Annotated in this window: 17 protein-coding genes and 1 pseudogene; 9 read left to right on the forward strand and 9 right to left on the reverse strand. The window is 54.8% G+C overall.

Annotated elements, in window-relative coordinates; translation table 11 throughout:
- Positions 1 to 14: 14 nt before the first annotated feature.
- Positions 15 to 1,436, forward strand: a complete 1,422-nt coding sequence (locus VI01_RS05020; RefSeq protein ID WP_045814216.1) for a M20 family metallopeptidase — start codon at positions 15 to 17, stop codon at positions 1,434 to 1,436.
- Entirely contained in the window at positions 1,433 to 2,707 is a 1,275-nt protein-coding gene (locus VI01_RS05025; RefSeq protein ID WP_045814217.1) for an MFS transporter, read from the forward strand. The genes VI01_RS05020 and VI01_RS05025 overlap by 4 nt, the downstream gene beginning before the upstream one ends.
- Positions 2,708 to 2,866: 159 nt before the next feature.
- Here the strand turns inward: VI01_RS05025 and aldA are convergent, their stop codons facing one another.
- The 3 genes from aldA to VI01_RS05035 form a co-directional block, all read right to left on the reverse strand.
- On the reverse strand, positions 2,867 to 4,303 hold the full coding sequence (aldA, locus tag VI01_RS05030) for an aldehyde dehydrogenase (protein ID WP_045814218.1): 1,437 nt from the start codon (positions 4,301 to 4,303) through the stop codon (positions 2,867 to 2,869).
- A gap of 198 nt (positions 4,304 to 4,501) precedes the next feature.
- Complete coding sequence (locus VI01_RS25315) at positions 4,502 to 4,600, reverse strand: YoaK family small membrane protein (protein ID WP_141399000.1); 99 nt, start codon at positions 4,598 to 4,600, stop codon at positions 4,502 to 4,504.
- A gap of 14 nt (positions 4,601 to 4,614) precedes the next feature.
- On the reverse strand, positions 4,615 to 4,938 hold the full coding sequence (locus VI01_RS05035) for a hypothetical protein (RefSeq protein ID WP_038646873.1): 324 nt from the start codon (positions 4,936 to 4,938) through the stop codon (positions 4,615 to 4,617).
- Between the two features lie 366 nt (positions 4,939 to 5,304).
- Between VI01_RS05035 and rhaT the strand changes: the two genes are divergently transcribed.
- Positions 5,305 to 6,342, forward strand: coding sequence for an L-rhamnose/proton symporter RhaT (rhaT, locus tag VI01_RS05040; protein ID WP_038646875.1), 1,038 nt, complete (start codon positions 5,305 to 5,307; stop codon positions 6,340 to 6,342).
- Positions 6,343 to 6,384: 42 nt separating this feature from the next.
- Here the strand turns inward: rhaT and rhaR are convergent, their stop codons facing one another.
- Together rhaR and rhaS are read right to left on the reverse strand one after the other, a co-directional pair.
- Complete coding sequence (gene rhaR / locus VI01_RS05045) at positions 6,385 to 7,251, reverse strand: HTH-type transcriptional activator RhaR (RefSeq protein WP_045814219.1); 867 nt, start codon at positions 7,249 to 7,251, stop codon at positions 6,385 to 6,387.
- 14 nt (positions 7,252 to 7,265) lie between these two features.
- The gene (gene rhaS / locus VI01_RS05050; protein ID WP_045814220.1) at positions 7,266 to 8,087 is read right to left on the reverse strand and encodes an HTH-type transcriptional activator RhaS; all 822 of its coding nucleotides are present in this window, start codon (positions 8,085 to 8,087) and stop codon (positions 7,266 to 7,268) included.
- A gap of 289 nt (positions 8,088 to 8,376) precedes the next feature.
- Here rhaS and rhaB point away from each other — a divergent pair, with 289 nt between their 5' ends.
- The 4 genes and pseudogenes from rhaB (at position 8,377) to rhaM (ending at position 12,255) form a co-directional block, all read left to right on the forward strand.
- Complete coding sequence (rhaB, locus tag VI01_RS05055; RefSeq protein ID WP_045814221.1) at positions 8,377 to 9,858, forward strand: rhamnulokinase; 1,482 nt, start codon at positions 8,377 to 8,379, stop codon at positions 9,856 to 9,858.
- Positions 9,842 to 11,098, forward strand: coding sequence for an L-rhamnose isomerase (locus VI01_RS05060; protein ID WP_045814222.1), 1,257 nt, complete (start codon positions 9,842 to 9,844; stop codon positions 11,096 to 11,098). Before rhaB ends, VI01_RS05060 begins: the two co-directional genes overlap by 17 nt.
- Before the next feature lie 10 nt (positions 11,099 to 11,108).
- A complete protein-coding gene (rhaD, locus tag VI01_RS05065; RefSeq protein WP_045814223.1) occupies positions 11,109 to 11,951 on the forward strand; it encodes a rhamnulose-1-phosphate aldolase in 843 nt (280 codons plus the stop codon).
- A pseudogene (gene rhaM / locus VI01_RS05070) lies at positions 11,941 to 12,255 on the forward strand (L-rhamnose mutarotase). Before rhaD ends, rhaM begins: the two are co-directional and overlap by 11 nt.
- Positions 12,256 to 12,345: 90 nt before the next feature.
- Here the strand turns inward: rhaM and VI01_RS05075 are convergent.
- Positions 12,346 to 12,999, reverse strand: coding sequence for a TetR/AcrR family transcriptional regulator (locus VI01_RS05075; RefSeq protein WP_045814224.1), 654 nt, complete (start codon positions 12,997 to 12,999; stop codon positions 12,346 to 12,348).
- 294 nt (positions 13,000 to 13,293) lie between these two features.
- Here VI01_RS05075 and VI01_RS05080 point away from each other — a divergent pair, with 294 nt between their 5' ends.
- Positions 13,294 to 13,551: a YdgH/BhsA/McbA-like domain containing protein gene (locus VI01_RS05080; RefSeq protein WP_038646891.1), complete on the forward strand. Its 258-nt coding sequence runs from the start codon at positions 13,294 to 13,296 to the stop codon at positions 13,549 to 13,551.
- Between the two features lie 62 nt (positions 13,552 to 13,613).
- On the opposite strand, the gene VI01_RS05085 is transcribed toward VI01_RS05080, so the two are convergent.
- The 3 genes from VI01_RS05085 to VI01_RS05095 all read right to left on the reverse strand — a co-directional run bounded on the left by VI01_RS05085 (position 13,614) and on the right by VI01_RS05095 (position 16,821).
- Complete coding sequence (locus tag VI01_RS05085; RefSeq protein ID WP_034831177.1) at positions 13,614 to 14,798, reverse strand: sugar transporter; 1,185 nt, start codon at positions 14,796 to 14,798, stop codon at positions 13,614 to 13,616.
- A gap of 341 nt (positions 14,799 to 15,139) precedes the next feature.
- Positions 15,140 to 15,397 carry a hypothetical protein gene (locus tag VI01_RS05090; RefSeq protein ID WP_038646892.1) on the reverse strand — a complete coding sequence of 86 codons (258 nt, stop codon included), beginning with the start codon at positions 15,395 to 15,397 and terminating at the stop codon, positions 15,140 to 15,142.
- 167 nt (positions 15,398 to 15,564) lie between these two features.
- Positions 15,565 to 16,821 carry an MFS transporter gene (locus tag VI01_RS05095; protein ID WP_045814225.1) on the reverse strand — a complete coding sequence of 419 codons (1,257 nt, stop codon included), beginning with the start codon at positions 16,819 to 16,821 and terminating at the stop codon, positions 15,565 to 15,567.
- A gap of 94 nt (positions 16,822 to 16,915) precedes the next feature.
- On the opposite strand from VI01_RS05095, the gene VI01_RS05100 reads away from it, so the two are divergent.
- Positions 16,916 to 17,812, forward strand: a complete 897-nt coding sequence (locus VI01_RS05100; RefSeq protein WP_045814226.1) for a LysR family transcriptional regulator — start codon at positions 16,916 to 16,918, stop codon at positions 17,810 to 17,812.
- The last annotated feature ends 109 nt before the right edge of the window (positions 17,813 to 17,921 follow it).

A 17,921-nucleotide genomic window follows, 5' to 3' on the forward strand; every position in this document is an offset into this window, starting at 1 on the left:
AAAGACATGCAAACATGACAGCACAACAAGCGGTACAACAAGCCACCGCCTGGTTCGACAGCGGGGAATTTCAGGAAACATTGGCTCGACGTGTGGCGCAACGCACCGAAAGCCAGCGCCAGGATCGCGACAACGAATTACAGCGTTATCTGCAGGATGAAATTGGCCCACAGCTGATTGCGCTGGGGTTCACGCTGCACTTTATCGATAACCCTGAAGCCGCCCATCGCCCGTTCCTGGTGGCGGTACGCATCGAAGATCCGGCACTCCCGACCTTGTTGAGTTATGGACATGGCGATGTGGTGTTCGGTGACGACGAAAACTGGCGTGAGGGGTTATCGCCGTGGCAGTTAGTGGAAGAGGGCGACCGCTGGTACGCCCGTGGCAGCGCGGATAATAAAGGCCAGCACTGCGTGAACCTCGCGGCACTCGAACAGGTGTTCAAAGCACGCGGTGGACGACTCGGTTTCAACTGCAAAATGCTGTTTGAGATGGGTGAGGAGATCAGCTCGCCGGGCCTGGCTCAACTGTGCCAGCATCATGCTGAACTGCTGAAAGCCGATCTGTTTATCGCGTCTGACGGCCCGCGTCTCAATGCGGTGCGCCCAACCCTGTTCCTTGGCTCCCGGGGTGCGGTTAACTTCCGTCTCACCGTTACCGCGCGTGACAACGCCTATCACTCAGGTAACTGGGGCGGCTTATTGACTAATCCAGGCACACAGTTAGCCAACGCTATTGCTTGCCTCGTGAACGAAAAGGGCGTGCTGCAGGTTGAGACGCTGAAACCTGACTCTCTCACTCAACAAGTGCGCGACATCCTCAGCGACATCGAAGTGGGCGGGATGCCAGGGGATCCCGAGATTGATACCACCTGGGGCGAGCCGACGCTCTCTCCGACAGAAAGACTCTACGGCTGGAATACGCTGGAAGTCCTCGCATTCCTGACGGGCAATCCGGCACGTCCGATGAATGCGATTCCCGGTGAAGCCACGGCGGTGTGCCAACTGCGCTTTGTGGTCGGCACCGATTGGGAAAACCTGGCTCAGCATGTGAGCGAGCATCTGGCGCAGCACGGTTTTGACTACGTGAAAGTGGAGTTTATGCGCGGGTCACCGGCCACGCGACTCGATCCTACCGATCCGCTGGTGGATTGGGTGCTGGCGAGCATGGCAGAGACCAGCGGCAAAAAACCGGCGTTGCTGCCGAATCTCGGAGGCTCACTGCCGAACGAAGTATTCTCTGACATTCTCGGACTGCCGACATTGTGGGTGCCGCACTCTTACCCGGCCTGCGGTCAGCATGGCGTCAACGAACATATGCTGAAGTCGATTGCGCGTGAAGGTCTGCAAATTATGACACGCCTGCTGTGGGATCTTGGCGAGCAAGGTAGCGAGCTGGTGGCTAAACACCGTCAGCACGCAGGAGGTGCTGCATGAGCACGCTTAACACAGCTGCCCCATTGAGCAGCACCAAACCGAATCTGCATAAAACACTGTTTGCCACCTGTATCGGCAATGCGCTGGAATGGTTTGATATTGCGGTGTATGGCTTCTTTGCCAGCTACATTGCCCATGCGTTCTTCCCCACCAGCGATCCCTCCGTCTCCTTGCTGCTGACCTTTGGCAGCTTCGGCGTCTCGTTCCTGATCCGTCCGCTGGGCGCGATTGTGCTCGGCAACTATGCCGATCGCCACGGGCGTAAAAAGGCGCTGCTGCTATCGATCAACCTGATGATGTTGGGCGGTGCGGTCATCACCTTTATGCCCGGTTACGCCAGCATTGGCCTGATAGCGCCGCTGCTGATTTTACTGGCGCGTCTGGTGCAGGGCTTCTCGGCGGGGGGGGAATTCGGTAGCTCGACAGCGTTTCTGGTCGAGCATTTCCCGGAGCGCAGGGCGTTTATCGCCAGCTGGCAGTTTGCCACCCAGGGCGCAAGTACCTTGCTGGCCTCGGCGTTTGGTCTGGGACTGACGCAGATCCTCACGGAAAGTCAGATTCAGGATTGGGGATGGCGTATCCCGTTTGCCTTCGGGCTGCTGATTGGCCCATTGGGCATCTATATCCGCCGTCATGTGCATGAGCCTGCCAGTTTTGAAGCGCAAGCGCCTGAGGCCGCTCCGCTCAAGCGTCTGTTTGGTCGCCAAAAAGAGCTGATGCTGCTGGCGATTGGCCTGATGGTGATCTCCACCGCCGTGAACTACATGCTCAACTACGTGCCAACTTACGCTACCAAAAACCTGCATCTGCCGGGTTCTGCCGCGTTCACCGCGACGTTGCTGGCAGGGGTGATCCTGACGGTGGTGACGCCGCTGATGGGGCTGTTAGCGGAGCGCGTGGGCCGTGTGCCGTTGATGTGGGGCTCGCTGATCATGCTAATCGTCACCATTTATCCGGCGTTTAAGTTGGTGGTGAATCACACCACGCCGACCACCTTGATCATTCTGGTGTGCTGGATGGCGTTGCTGAAATCGATCTATTTCTCGACGGTCCCTTCAGTGATGGCCGACCTGTTCCCCATTGGTACTCGCGCCAGCGGGATGGCGATCAGCTATAACGTCGCGGTGACGGTGTTTGGTGGTTTTGCACCACTGATTTGTACGCTGTTGATCAGTGCCACTGGCACCAGCCTCGCGCCAGGCTATTACCTGATGGCGATGTCGGTACTGAGTGGATTAGCCTTACTGCGCAGTCAGAAGCGCATCGCGTAAAGACAGTTGAGTGAAACAGCTTTGCGCCGTACCTGAAGGCGTACAGCTTAGAGGCGTGGCTGCGCGTGCCATTGCGCAGCCTTTAAAAGGCGCCATTCCTGGTGCAGTTTCACCTCATGGCAATGCCTGGCTGGCAGCTTATCCAGCCAGGTACTTCACTCAGGAAAACTGCAAATAGGCCACGTGGGTTTGCAGATACTCTTCCAGTCCATGACGTCCATCTGCACCACCAATACCCGATTTGCGCCAACCCGCATGAAACCCTTGCATCGCCTCGAAGTTCTCGCGGTTGATATAGGTCTCACCAAACTTCAACTGGCGCAACGCAATCATCGCCGTGTTCAGATTTTGCGTGTAGATCGAAGAGGTCAGGCCATATTCACAATCGTTAGCCAGCGCGACGGCTTCATCCAGAGTTTTAAAGGTCATCACCGGTAATACCGGCCCAAAGATCTCTTCGCGCATGATCTCCATCTCCTGACGCACACCGGTAATGATCGTCGGTTCGAAGTAGAACCCTTTATCGCCCACGCGCTTGCCACCCAGAACCACTTTTCCGCCCTCAGACACCGCTTTGGCCACTTTCTGCTCCACGCGTTCCAGTGCGGCGGCGGTGATCAGCGGGCCCATGTCGATATCGGTTTGCTCGGCTGGGTTGCCAAACTTCACCTGTTTCATTGCTGCAGTCAGTGCGCTGATGAAGCGATCATAAATGCCTTCCTGGACGTACACGCGTTCCGCACAGTTGCACACTTGCCCGGTATTGATTACGCGAGAGCTGACAATGGCCTTCACAGCGAGATCCAGGTCCGCATCATCCATCACAATGGCTGGCGCTTTACCGCCGAGTTCCAGCGACACCTTGGTGACGTTTTTCGCGGCGGCTTGCATCGTAGCAATGCCCGCGCCCACGCTGCCGGTCAGGCTCACTAAACCGACCTTCGGGTTGGCGGCCATCTCCTGACCGACTTCGGGGCCATAGCCAAACACGAAATTGATCACGCCTTTCGGCAGGCCGATCTCATGAATGATCTGCGCAAAAATCGCTGCATTGTTAGGGGTGAGTTCACTGGGTTTGATGGCGATAGTGTTGCCGGTAATCAGCGCCGGAGCGGCTTTACGCGCAATCAGGAAGAAGGGGAAATTCCAGGGCAAGATGCCGGTGGTGACACCGATGGCTTTCTTGAACACGAAGATATTTTCATTTGGGCGATCGCTATTGACGATTTCACCTTCATAACGACGCGCCCATTCGGCCATGTAGTCGAGGTAATCTGCGGTGAACAGCACTTCAGTCTGCGCCAGCCCCTGAGTTTTACCGCCTTCCGCCACGATGGTGGCCGTCAATTCGGCTTCACGCTGGCGAATACCAGCAGCAATTTTACGCAACCAGTTACCGCGCTCAATGGCGGGCAATGCTTCCCATGCGGGTTGTGCTGTTTCTGCCGCTGCAATTGCCTGCGCTGCATCTTGCTGTGTGCCTTGCGGCACCCGTGACAGCAGCGTTTCAGTTGCTGGATTGATGACCTCAATCCACTTATCGTTCTGATCGTTTACAAACGCGCCATTAATGTAGTGTTGATGGTGTGTTGTCATCTGTAGGGTCTCCGCGATCGGTTTCGTTAGCATGGTGTGAATCGAGAGTGAAACAGATCAAGGTGTAGCACCTTTTTGTCAGTGCCAGAGCGGATGACGGGATGGCAGAGAAGGGAAGAACGATACGACAGACGCAGCATTCCTGATGAAATGCCGCGTATTCAGCGTGTTAGCAAGAAAAAATTTTATGCAGAAAGATCAGGAACCCGGCACCGCCGCGCCGCTGGCGATAAACCACGCGAGGAAACTGACGCCAGCAATGATGATGGCAATAGGGAAGAGCAATCCGATTTTCATAGATATCCTGATCGTTAAGCGAGTTGAACAATGGCGCGATGGGTTTTCATCATACTGAACAGCTGGAATTGGCTGGCGTCATCCACCTCGCGCAGATGTTCGCCTTTCTGATAACGAATGCGGTGAATATGACCGAGTTGACGCCACACCACGATGGCCGAAGCCAGCAGGGCGCAGTTCTCTTCGCTCTGAATGCAGTCAAGTGTGGCGTAACGCTCTTCATCCAATCCATTAATGAAAACGTTCAACGCCTGAGGCGGCACAATGGCGCGGATATCATCCAGCATCACGCGGCTCACCGGCTGCGACAACAGCAGCGTCAACCTTTTGCTATTCATCTCATTCCTTCGTTGCGATGATTTTTCCAACGTTATACGGAATTCGCCACGTCGGGGAAAGCTCATCGGGCGGCTTTGTGTGACTGCCATGTTAAACAGCAGGCTGGCAGTCAGTCAAAAACTGTGTCGATCAACACAACAAAAATAAAAAATATCCCCAATAATAAGTGACTTATAAAAACCAGCCCGATTGATGCCTGCAAATGCAATTTTGTGATCCTCATGTTGAAGACCCGCCGAATTTTGCCAGCACCGCGCGCTTTCCGGCAGCCATCCAAAGGCTGATGAAAAGCTGCGCACCGTAGACTGCTGCTAATCGGGAAACTGTCAGTTTCCTGTGGGCCTCAACCTTACGAAGGAATAACAATGAACAGTGCCATTCTTGCCGGTATTTTATGGCATCTGGTGGGTGCCGCCAGTGCCGCATGTTTTTATGCTCCGTTTAAGCAGGTAAAAAAGTGGTCATGGGAAACAATGTGGTCAGTCGGCGGCGTGATGTCATGGCTGATTCTGCCCTGGGCGGTCAGCGCGGTGCTGCTGCCCAACTTCTGGGCGTATTACGGTAGTTTTAGCTTCTCACAGCTGCTGCCGGTGTTTCTGTTTGGTGCCATGTGGGGCGTCGGGAATATTAACTATGGCCTGACCATGCGTTATCTCGGCATGTCGATGGGCATTGGTATCGCCATCGGTATCACGCTCGTGGTGGGCACCCTGATGACGCCGCTGTTGCAGGGACGCTTTGTTGAGCTATTCAGCTCGCCGGGCGGACGAATGACGTTGTTAGGCGTACTGGTGGCGTTGGTGGGTGTGGCGATCGTTTCACGTGCCGGTTTGTTGAAAGAGCGCGCACTCGGCATCAATGCAGAAGAGTTTAATTTGAAGAAAGGGCTGGTGCTGGCGGTACTGTGCGGCATCTTCTCAGCCGGAATGTCTTTCGCGATGGATGCGGCGAAACCGATGCATGAAGCGGCAGCTAACCTGGGTATCAATCCATTGTACGTGGCCTTACCCAGCTATGTGGTGATCATGGGCGGCGGCGCGTTAGTGAATCTGGCCTACTGCTTTATCCGCCTGGCGATCAAACCGGAACTGTCGGTACGTCGCGATTTTTCAGTGGCAAAACCGATGCTGATGGCCAACGTGGCATTCGCCGTGCTCGGTGGCACCATGTGGTATCTGCAGTTCTTCTTCTACGCCTGGGGCCACGCGAAAATCCCTGCGCAATATGACTTTGTGAGTTGGATGCTGCACATGAGCCTGTATGTGCTGTGCGGCGGATTAGTCGGCCTGGTGCTGAAAGAGTGGAAAGCGGTAGGGCAGCGCCCGGTTCGCGTGCTGTCGTTGGGTTGTGTGGTGATCATCATCGCGGCCAACATCGTTGGATTAGGCATGGCCAACGGTTAATTAACTCGCCTTGCTATAAAGCCTGACGCACGGCAAGGTGCATCAGGCTTTTATTTTATCGGTCAGTGATGTGCGTTGCGGGAGAAAGCGCTGGCGCCAGGCACTCGGCGTCAAACCCGTATCCCGCGTAAACACCACCGAGAAGTAATTGCTGTCATCAAAGCCGCAGCGTGCGGCCACTTCACTGATTAACCCATCCTGCGTACGCAGCAAATATTTTGCCTGGCATAATTGCAGTTGTCGCAAGTAGTGGCCAACTGTCATGCCGGTTTGCTGACGAAACAGCTGCTTCAGTGCACGCTCATTTAATTCATTTTGTTGGCAAAAATCGGCTAAGTCGAACGGACGATGCAGTGCACCCTGTAAGGCAGACATCAGCAAATCAAGCTGTTCACCTTCCGGCAGCGCCCATGGACGGTCGGCGGCATAACCATGGCGACGCAAGATCAACGCCAGCTGCAGGAACAGGGCTTCAGAGAGCTGAATCGACAACGAATCGCTTTTACGGCTTTCCCGTTCCAGCTGGCTGATTACCCCTCGTGCCAGCGCCATGCCGCGCGTGGTTAAGCGCCAGCAGCCTGGTGCATCATCGTCTTGCGGGGGCAGCAGCTGGCTCCAGTCCAGACTCAGGCGAAAGCGATCGCGGCAATAGAGGATGTTATCCAGCGCCAGATCGTTGACGCTGTCATAGCTGTGGCAATCATTGTCACGGATATAGAACACATCGCCGCAGGTGATCAACCACGGGCGATCATTGAGCACGTGCAAGCCGTTACCGCGCCAGACGATCACAATTTCACTGAATTCATGACGATGCGGTGGGAAGGAGGGCTGAGGCATGCGTTCGGCCACCGCAATCGGCAGATTGGTGGCCGGGAAATAGTCTTCGCGCGTCAAAATCAGCGACATGGTAACCACTCCAATTACAACATCTGCTGGCGCTCCGCTCGGGGCGCGCAGCCAAATTCCCGCCGAAACAGCGTGGAGAAGTGGTTGCTGTCACCGAATCCACACTGATAGGCGATGTCCGTTATGCGCATATCGCTATGACGCAATAAATGCCGGGCCTGCAATAAACGCAGCCGATTCAGGTAGCGCTGCGGCGTATTGCCGGTTTGCTGCTTCATCTGGCGATGCAGGGTGCGCAGCGAAAGCGAGAAGCGGTCGGCCAGCGCATCCCATTCAATATCTTCACTGTAGTGCTCATTGAGCCAGTCGAGCAACCGATGCAGGCGTGCTTCCTGATCCTGCGCCTGATCGTTGTGACCGGCTTCGCGCAACAGCACCAGCAGTTGCAAGAACAACTGTTCCTGATGCGCCTGACGCTCCAGCGACCAGACCTCCTGCTGTTTCATCTGCGTCACAATCTGCAACGCCTGCGCCATCACCTTGTGATTGATACGCCAGTGCGACAGATAGCTGCCGTTTTCATCTCCGGGCAGCAATGACTGTAAACCGGAGAGAAAACGAAACGCTGCCGGGCTGCGGTACAGCACATTGGTCAGGCACAGATTCTCTGTTTGTTCATACAGATGGCGATCGTGATCGCGTACAAAGCACACGCAACCGGCGCACAGGGTCTGCGGTTGGCCGTTAAACACGTGAATACCGGAACCTTGCTCAACCAGTACGATTTCATGGAAATCATGATGATGCTCAGGAAAGGCCTGCTGTGGTACGCGCGGCTCAATGGCAATCGCGTAGTTTCCTTCCGGAAAGAAATCAGCACTGTGCAGAACGGTCATGATGCGCCTCTCGATTAACAATTTTGTAACCGAGTCTACGCAGGCGCTGTGCACCTTACCTTGAAATTTAAACCGCACAGCGCAGGAAAATGGCGAATTATTCAAGATCGGCCAGGTGATTGATGGAATTGCGGTAAAGCTCACAACTCTGTTGTTCCACGGTTCTGTGAGCTTTCTCACGATCATCTTTGCCAGCCTGCCAGCGACTATCACGCGCTGGCAGTAAGGGGAAGGTGGCGAGGCGCCTGTATTTATACGCTATAGCCATCTCATCACAGGAAGAAACGCCATGAGTATGCGTAACATTGTTGCCATTGATTTAGGCGCATCCAGCGGGCGCGTGATGCTCGCACAATGGACCTCGGCTAACCAGCGCATCACGCTGCGTGAAGTGTGCCGTTTTGCCAATCAGCGTATTCGTCGCGCCGGTTATGACTGCTGGGATCTCGACGGCCTTGAGCAGGCGATTCGCGCAGGATTGGCGCAATTAGATGATGAGGGCATCGTGCCGGATAGCATCGGCATTGATACCTGGGGCGTGGATCTGGTGCTACTGGATGCCAACGGAGAACGCATTGGCGAAACGGTCAGTTATCGTGACTCGCGCACCGATGGATTGATGGCGCAAGCGATCAATGAGCTGGGTAAAGCCGCCATTTACCAGCGCACAGGTATCCAATTTCTGCCCTTCAATACCCTGTATCAGATGCGTGCGCTGCACCAGCAACAGCCGGACTGGCAGGCACAGGTCAAACATGCACTGATGATCCCGGATTATCTGCATTATCGTCTGACCGGCAACATGAACTGGGAGTACACCAACGCCACCACTACGCAGATGCTGAACATTGAAACTGGCGAGTGGGATAGCGAGTTGCTGTCGTGGGCAGGGATCGAAGCCGACTGGTTTGGCAAATCGACTGCACCGGGCAATACCGTAGGCAACTGGATCAATGCCAGCGGTAAAAAAATTCCGGTCGTGGCCGTTGCCACGCACGATACGGCCAGCGCAGTGCTGGCCACGCCGCTCATGCAAGACGACGCCGCTTATCTCAGCTCTGGCACCTGGTCCTTAATGGGCATAGAAAGTCTGCAACCCTGCGTAAGCCGCACTGCGCTCGATGCCAACATCACTAATGAAGGAGGCGCGGAGGGCTATCGGGTGTTGAAGAACATCATGGGCCTGTGGTTGTTACAGCGCGTTTGCGGTGAATTGCACATTTCAGATCTCTGCACATTGATTGACGCAGCGGAAAATGAACCTGCCTGTCGTGCCCTGATCAATCCCAATCATCCGCGTTTTATCAATCCTGCCAGCATGGTGCAGGAGATTCAGGACGCCTGCGCCGAGCAGCACATGCCGATTCCACAAAGCCCTGCAGCGCTGGCGCGCACCATTTTCGACAGCCTGGCGCTGCTGTATCGCCAGGTGATAGGCGAACTGGGCAACCTGCGCGGAGCACCGATTCGCCAGTTACATGTGGTTGGCGGTGGCAGTCAGAACCCATTACTGAACCAGTTATGCGCCGATGCCTGCGAAATGCCGGTGCTGGCCGGTCCGATTGAAGCCTCAACGCTCGGTAATGTCGGCTGTCAGCTGATGGCGTTAGGTGAACTGCGCGATGTGGCCGAACTGCGCCGCTGCATCGACAAGAATTTCCCGTTAGAAACGTTTGTACCTCAGAACGCCAGCATCTTCGCTGCCCACCAGGCACGCTTTGCGGCACTGAGCCAACCTGCTAAGGAACTTGCATATGACAAAGCTGATTGAACAAGCCTTTGAACTGGCGAAACAACGCTACGCGGCGTTGGGTATTGATGTGGACCAGATCATGACGAAACTGGATGGCATCCCGGTGTCCATGCACTGCTGGCAGGGGGATGATGTTCGTGGCTTTGAAAACCCGAATGGCGAACTGACGGGCGGCATTCAGGCCACCGGTAACTATCCGGGGCGCGCTCGCAATGCAGATGAACTGCGCGCTGACATTGAGAAAGCGATGTCACTGATCCCCGGCGCCAAACGCCTTAATCTGCACGCCATTTATCTGGAAAGCGATGCGCCGGTTGAACGCGATGCCATTGAGCCGAAGCACTTTAGCAGCTGGGTAGAGTGGGCAAAAGCCAACAAGTTAGGACTGGATTTTAACCCCAGCTGCTTCTCGCACCCGCTGAGCGCCGACGGCTTTACGCTGTCCCATGCGGATAAAGGGATTCGCCAGTTCTGGATCGACCACTGCAAAGCCAGCCGCCGTATTTCAGCGCACTTTGGTGAACAGCTCGGGACACCATCGGTGATGAACATCTGGGTGCCGGATGGCATGAAAGATCTCACCATCGATCGTCTGGCACCGCGCGAGCGTCTGGCCAGCGCGCTGGATGAGGTGATCAGTGAGAAGCTCGACCCCCGTCATCATATCGATGCGGTGGAGAGCAAACTGTTCGGTATCGGCGCGGAGAGTTACACCGTGGGCTCCAACGAGTTTTGCCTCGGCTACGCCGCCAGCCGTCAAACGGCGCTGACGTTAGACGCCGGACATTTCCATCCAACCGAAGTGATTTCCGACAAGATATCCACTGCCATGCTGTATGTGCCGCGTTTGCTGCTGCACGTCAGCCGCCCGGTACGTTGGGATAGCGATCATGTGGTGCTGCTCGATGATGAAACCCAGGCCATCGCCACGGAGATCGCCCGCCATCAACTGTTCGACAAAGTGCATATCGGCCTGGATTTCTTTGACGCCTCGATAAACCGCATCGCAGCCTGGGTGATTGGCACCCGCAACGCCAAAAAAGCGCTGCTGCGCGCACTGCTGGAACCCAGCGATCAGCTGCGGAAATGTGAGCAGGAAGGGGATTACACCGCGCGCCTGGCGCTGCTGGAAGAGCAGAAATCGTTACCCTGGCAGGCGGTCTGGGAAGCCTGGTGTCTGCGCCATGATGTGCCCGCCGATGCCAGCTGGCTGAGCGAAGTGCGTCACTATGAACAACAAACATTGCGTCTACGTTAAGGGATCGACCATGCAAAATATTCTCTCTTCTTCATTCGTTCAGGACATGGTGAAGGCGACCAGTGATATGTGGCTGAAAGGCTGGGATGAGCGCAATGGCGGCAATGTCAGCCTGCGTTTGCTGCCGGAAGAAGCGCAAGCCTGGTCAGCTGATTTTTATGCCGAACCGCGCTGTATTGAGTTAACCCAACCGGCACCGGCCCTGGCCAACGATTGGTTCCTGGTCACCGGTTCTGGCAAGTTCTTCCGTAACGTCCAGCTTGATCCCGCCGATTGTCTGGCGCTGTTACAGGTGGACGACAAAGGGCTGTCGTACAAAATCCACTGGGGGCTCAGCAACGGCGGGTTACCGACCTCGGAACTGGCGGCGCATTTTCAGTCGCACAGCGTGCGTAAGCAGGTATCTAACGGGGCTGACCGCGTGATTATGCACTGCCATGCCACCAATTTTATGGCGTTGAGTTACGTGGTGAATCTGGATTCCGCCCGTTTCACGCGTTTGCTATGGGAAGGCAGCACCGAATGTCTGGTGGTGTTCCCGGATGGCGTCGGTATCCTGCCGTGGATAGTGCCGGGAACCGATCAGATTGGTCAAGCCACCGCCGATGCCATGGCCTCACACAGCCTGGTGATGTGGCCGTTCCACGGCATTTTCGGTGCCGGTCCGAATCTGGATGAAACTTTTGGCTTGATCGACACGGCCGAGAAGTCTTCAGAAGTGGTGGTCAAAGCCTTGTCGATGGGCGGGATTCGCCAGAGCATCACCACCGAACAGCTGGTGGCACTCGGTGAACGCTTCAGTGTTCATCCGTGGCAGGCGGCATTGGATGCGGAGCGCAGCGATGTTGCGTAAAGCCTTTGTGATGCAGGTGCATGCGCACTGTCATGATGAATATCTGCGTCGCCATTCACCGATCTGGCCTGAGCTGGAGCAGACGTTGAAAGCCCACGGCGCGCACAATTATGCGATCTGGCTCGATGCGGAGCGTAATTTATTGTTTGCCAGCGTGGAGATTGAATCAGAAGCGCGTTGGGAGGCGGTCGCGAACACGGAAGTGTGCCAGCGTTGGTGGGCATCTATGTAAGACCTGATGCCATCGAATACGAACAACAGCCCGATCAGCCAGGCGTTGAAACCGATGTTTTTTATGCCGTAAGGCTTTCAAACATGGCACTTTGGTCAAAGTCAGGGGCGGCCTGAAGGTCGCACCTGACTTCAGGATGAGAAAACATCACGGGTCAGCATGCTATGACGCGTTTAACGCGCAGTAGCCTGCCAGAGCGGGCCAGATGGCCATCTGCGTATCGACTATTCCATCGAGATCGTCACGACTTGCGCCTTCACGGGCGCGCACCGACATGCCTTGCAACACGCAGGCCAGATAGCTGGCCAACGTACCGCTGTTGGCACACTGCGGCAATTCACCGCGCTGCTGCCGGCCATTCAGAAATTGCTGCAAAGCCCGTTCCTGCGCATGATGCTGCTTAGCCAGCATCTGTGCAATCTCGTCTGAGCCTGAAGAGAGCGCACTGGACGTGCAGATAAAGAAACAGCCAGCGGGCTTATCGCACTCGGTAAAACAGGCTGCAGTGGCACGGAAATAGGCTTCAATCGCGGCTTTGACATCGAGTGTTTCACCGTTAAGCACCTGTTGACGCTGCGCGCTGAAAGTGTCGATATAGCGCTGCATTGCTGCGCGGAACAAGCCTTCCTTATTCTCAAACTCCGCGTAAAGCGTCGGCGCTTTCGCCCCCGTCGCGTTCACCAAATCTGACAGCGAGGTGCCTTCATAACCGTGTGCCCAAAACAACATTAATGCTTTATCCAGCGCATCGTTGCGATCAAATACTTTGGGGCGACCACGCGTTTTGCGATTAAGCGTGTCGGTCATTTGCGTCATAGGGACACCTCTCTGCATGAAGAACATGTGATTAAATTACCGATCGCTAACTAAATATGCAAGCGCAGCCGACATTCTCCCTCATTCACTTTGCCCGTTTGTGCTTTACCTGTGGCACAACACTCATATCGATAAGTGAAAAAGGGCGCTAAAGCCCATAATCACGCCACTTGCAAATAAAATAACGACCGTTAATAAAACGATTGACGAGATACCCGCTTCGGGGCTAGCATTTAATTAACGGTTGTTAACTTAATTCAGCCGACCCCTTTCATCTGCATAAGAGAGACGATCATGAAAAGCATCAAAATGGTATTAGCCGCAGTCGCACTGTCATCCATCGCGTTTGGTAGCATGGCTGCCGAATTAGTGAATCAGGCACCATTGAACCAGCAGCAAATTGGTGTGGTCAGTGCATCAGGTAGCACTAACCTGACTTCACTGGAGCATCAGCTATCGGAGAAGGCGAGTGCTGCCGGAGCAAAGTCGTTCCGCATCACTTCGACCTCTGGCAACAACAAGCTAAATGGCACAGCGGTAATTTATAACTAATCACCACAGCGCAAAGAATGGCGCAGGGGCGCACCGATGTGTGCCCCTGGTCGTGAAGCGAATTATCCGTTAGAGCGAAGTTGCGGATACCGACGGAAGATGGTGATACACCAGAACAACGCAACCAGTCCAATTAACCCACCTACGTTACCTACATCCGACATTTTCATATGCAGGCTGACCTGGTTACCCAGCAGGGCACCCGCACCAATCCCGATGTTATAAATGCCTGAGAACAATGACATCGCCACATCGGTGGCATCCGGTGCCAGTGACAGCACACGAACCTGCATCGCCAGGCCTATCATCATCATTGCCATGCCCCAGAAAATGCACAGCAGCGAAATGGCTGCCGGGCGCACGGCGGCGAACAGCAAAAGCCCCATACTCAACGTGATGATGCCAATTGCGGCAAGTAACATCGCTGAGGGGAATTTGTTGCCCAGCGTACTGAACAGCACGCTGCCGATAATCCCGGCGGAACCGAACAGCAACAATAGTAAGGTCGTGAAGTTCTCATCCGCATTCGCGACCACCTGCATAAAGGGTTCGATGTAGCTGTAAGCGGTGTAGTGCGCGGTAACCACCAGCGTCACCAGAATATACATTGCCACCAGCGCCGGACGGCGGAACAGCATCGGTACGCTACTCAGTGAGCCAGTGTGCTCGCTCGGCAGCCGTGGCAGTATCCGCACCAGCAAAATCAACAGCACCAACGCTGACAAGCCGATCATGCCGAAAGTGGTGCGCCAGCCGAGATATTGCCCAACGATACGGCCAATGGGCACGCCCAACACCATCGCCAATGCGGTACCGGTTGCCAGCATACTCAACGCCTGGGTTTTCTTGCCAGCCGGTGCAACTCGAATCGCGAGTGATGCGGTAATCGACCAGAACACCGCGTGCGCCAGTGCGATGCCGATGCGCGAAATCACCAGCGAGGTGAAATCCCATGCTACGGACGAAAGCACATGGCTGGCGATAAACAGAATGAACAACACCGACAGCAGCAGGCGGCGTTCAATATTGCGCGTCAGCAGCATTAACGGCAGGGATAACAGCGCAACGACCCATGCATAAATGGTCAGCATAATACCGACATCAGCGGTCTTCATGGCGTAGCTCGCCGCGATATCCGACAGCAGGCCAACAGGGACAAATTCAGTGGTATTAAAAACAAAGGCGGCAATCGCCAGCAGCACAACGCGTAGCCAGGCTGTTTTACGTGAGACGGTAGTTGGTTGCATGGGGTTCAAATCGATCTGACAGCGAGTGAGGGGGCGAAACGAGCCCGGTTAAGTGACCTGCATCACAAATTGGGGCTATTGTGGAGCATTAATGAGCGGATGAAAACCATATAGACCGTTTTTATTCCTGAATATTTTTTATCGCTGAAGGCCAGGTTAATAGCCTGAGGTTATTATCAATTCTTGCTTTTTGGCTAAAGGGTGAAAGCAGGCAAGAACCATCAAGGCGTAGCGCTTTACGATCCCGTGATGAGGAAGTCGGCTGTTTCTGTATGAGAACGATGTGACAGCCGTACTTAACAACACGCCTTAAGCGCTACGCGATTGTCAGACCAGCATTATCAGAGTTGCACCATGTGTTTTAGCGCCACGCTATGCTGAGTGGTCAGGCTTTTTTTTACCGCCACCGGGCAACAATGCTCGCATCCCATCGCACTGGAATAAAATTTACGGGCTTGTTGAATGGCGGCAGTGGCCGTGTAGAAAGTCCCGAGAAAGCGCCGTGCACCATCAGAAGGGAGGAACGGGCAGCCTGTTGCATGTACCACATGGTTGTCGTTATAGCCTGCGTGCTTATCGACGTAATAATAGAGTTGCATCTAACGTCCTCATTGCTGTGAAAAAAGAAAATCTAACTATTGTTGGAATAAAAAGGATTATAGCGACGAATTGTCGTTTTGTTTTAAGTGGGACTATTTGAAAGCGCGATTCTGACGGCTTAAACGAGAAGCGGGGCGCAGCGGCCCCGTTGTTTAGATGAAAGGTATTACAGTTTTCGGCACTGCAAACGCCAGCCGACGAACAAGGCCAGCAACAGCAACACAGTGATGAACAGTGTCACGCCCGTCCAGCCATAGCTGTGCCAGAACACACCGCCTAGCGTGCCCGCCACGCTGGAACCCACGTAATAGCTGAACAAATAGAGTGACGAGGCCTGGCCCTTGGCGCGGCGTGCGCGCGGACCAATCCAGCCGCTGGCAACAGAGTGCGCGGCAAAAAAGCCCGCCGTAAACAGCATCATACCGGGCAGTATCAGCCAGAGAGAATGAAAGGCGGTGAGCAACAGTCCGGCCAGCATAATAGCCGTGGCGCTAATCATCACCGGACCACGACCAAAGCGACTGGTCATCGCGCCCGCTTTGGGAGAACTCCACGAACCGGTCAGATAAACCACCGACAGCAGGCCCACCACCGCCTGGCTCAACGACCAGGGTGCGCTCAACAAACGGTAGCCGATGTAATTAAACAGCGTCACAAACGCGCCCATCAGCAGGAAACCTTCTGCGAACAGGAAGGGTAACCCTTTGTCGCGACAGTGCAGCCGGAAGTTAATCAACAAGCTGCGCGGACGTAACGAGGCGGGACGGAAATGACGTGACGCCGGCAAAATCTTCCAGAACATCAGTGCGCCCGCCAGCGAAAAGCAACCGATCACCCCAATCGCCACACGCCATGAGAAGAAATCGGTTAGCACGCCGGTCAGCAAGCGACCGCTCATGCCGCCAATGGAGTTACCGCTGATATACAGACCCATCGAGAAGGCAATGACGCGGGGATGTATCTCTTCACTCAAATAGGTCATACCGACCGCCGCAACGCCACTAAGAGACAAACCAATCAGCGCACGCATCATCAGAATGCCTTGCCAGCTGGTCATGGTGGCCGAAATCAGGGTGCAAATGGCAGCGAGCATCAGGGCAGTGACCATCACTGATTTACGCCCGATGGCGTCGGAGAGCGGGCCGGTCACCAGCAAGCCCAGCGCCATCAATCCCGTGGAGAGTGACAGTGAAATACTGCTCTCAGCGGGAGAGACGCCAAACTGCTGCGACAGCACGGGCAGAATCGGCTGAACACAATACAGCAGTGCGAAGGTGGCCAACCCTGCGGAGAATAATGCGAGAGTGACACGCATAAACTGCGGTGAACCACGCTCAATCCATTCTGAGGGGGCGACGGTTGAAGCAGGCTGAACGGACAACTCGTCTTCATGAATTGTCACTGCCTGGGAAGAGCGACTCACGGAATATCCTTAGATGAGAAACGGTCTGATTACTGTAGGAAAATAAGAATAGGTTGTACAATATATTAATAATCTCAAATGAGACGTTTAAAGTATGAATGTTGAGTTGCGCCATCTGCGTTATTTCATCGCCGTTGCGGAAGAGCTGCACTTTGGCCGCGCGGCACAGCGGCTAAATATCTCCCAACCGCCGCTCAGCCAACAGATTCAGCAGCTGGAGCAGGAGATTGGTGCACAGCTGTTTACCCGAACCAATCGTAGCGTGCAGATCACACCTGCCGGTCAGTTGTTTTTACAGGATGCGCGCGTCATTCTGCTGCAGGTTGAACAAGCCGCCAGTCGGGCTGCGCGTGTGCACAGTGGACAGGAAGGCGAGCTGCGCATTGGTTTCACCTCTTCCGCACCCTTCACCGGTCTGGTCTCCGATGCGCTTTATCAATTTCGTCAGCGTTGGCCGGAAGTGCACATTTCGATGCAGGAAAATAACACGCGTCAGCAGTTAGCACCGCTGCACGAAGGTCGGCTGGATTTAGGTGTGATGCGCAACACACCGTTGCCAAGCGATTTACAGCATCGGGTACTGCTACGCGAGCCGTTGTGCGCGCTGGTGCACTGGGCACATCCGCTGGCGGATGCCGAATCGATCTCCATTCAGGCACTGGCCAACGAGCCCTTCGTGTTTTTTGATCCGCAGGGGGGGACCGCGCTGTACGGGGATACACTGGCGCTGCTGCACCGTTATCAAATCAAACCCTTTATTACTCAGGAGGTGGGCGAGGCGATGACGATTCTCGGTCTGGTCGCAACCGGATTGGGTGTTTCCATATTGCCGGCCTCATTTCGACGTGCGCGACTGGCTGATGTGGTGTGGATTCCCCTGCAAGAGCACGATGCCATTTCTGAAGTCTGGCTGGTCTGGTCAGCCACGCGGCAACCCACTGCGCAAATGCACAATATGATGCAATTGATGATGCAGAATGCCGAAATTTAAATCGTCTGATGATCAATGGCCCGATCTTTATGTGCGATAAATCACATTTCTAATCAAATATTTGACGCTGCCTGCCAATCTGCATCACCATAGCTGCTGTTTATTTAGA

Origin of the sequence: Pantoea sp. SM3 (assembly GCF_000963995.1) — a bacterium.
Taxonomy (GTDB): Bacteria; Pseudomonadota; Gammaproteobacteria; order Enterobacterales; family Enterobacteriaceae; genus Pantoea; species Pantoea rwandensis_B.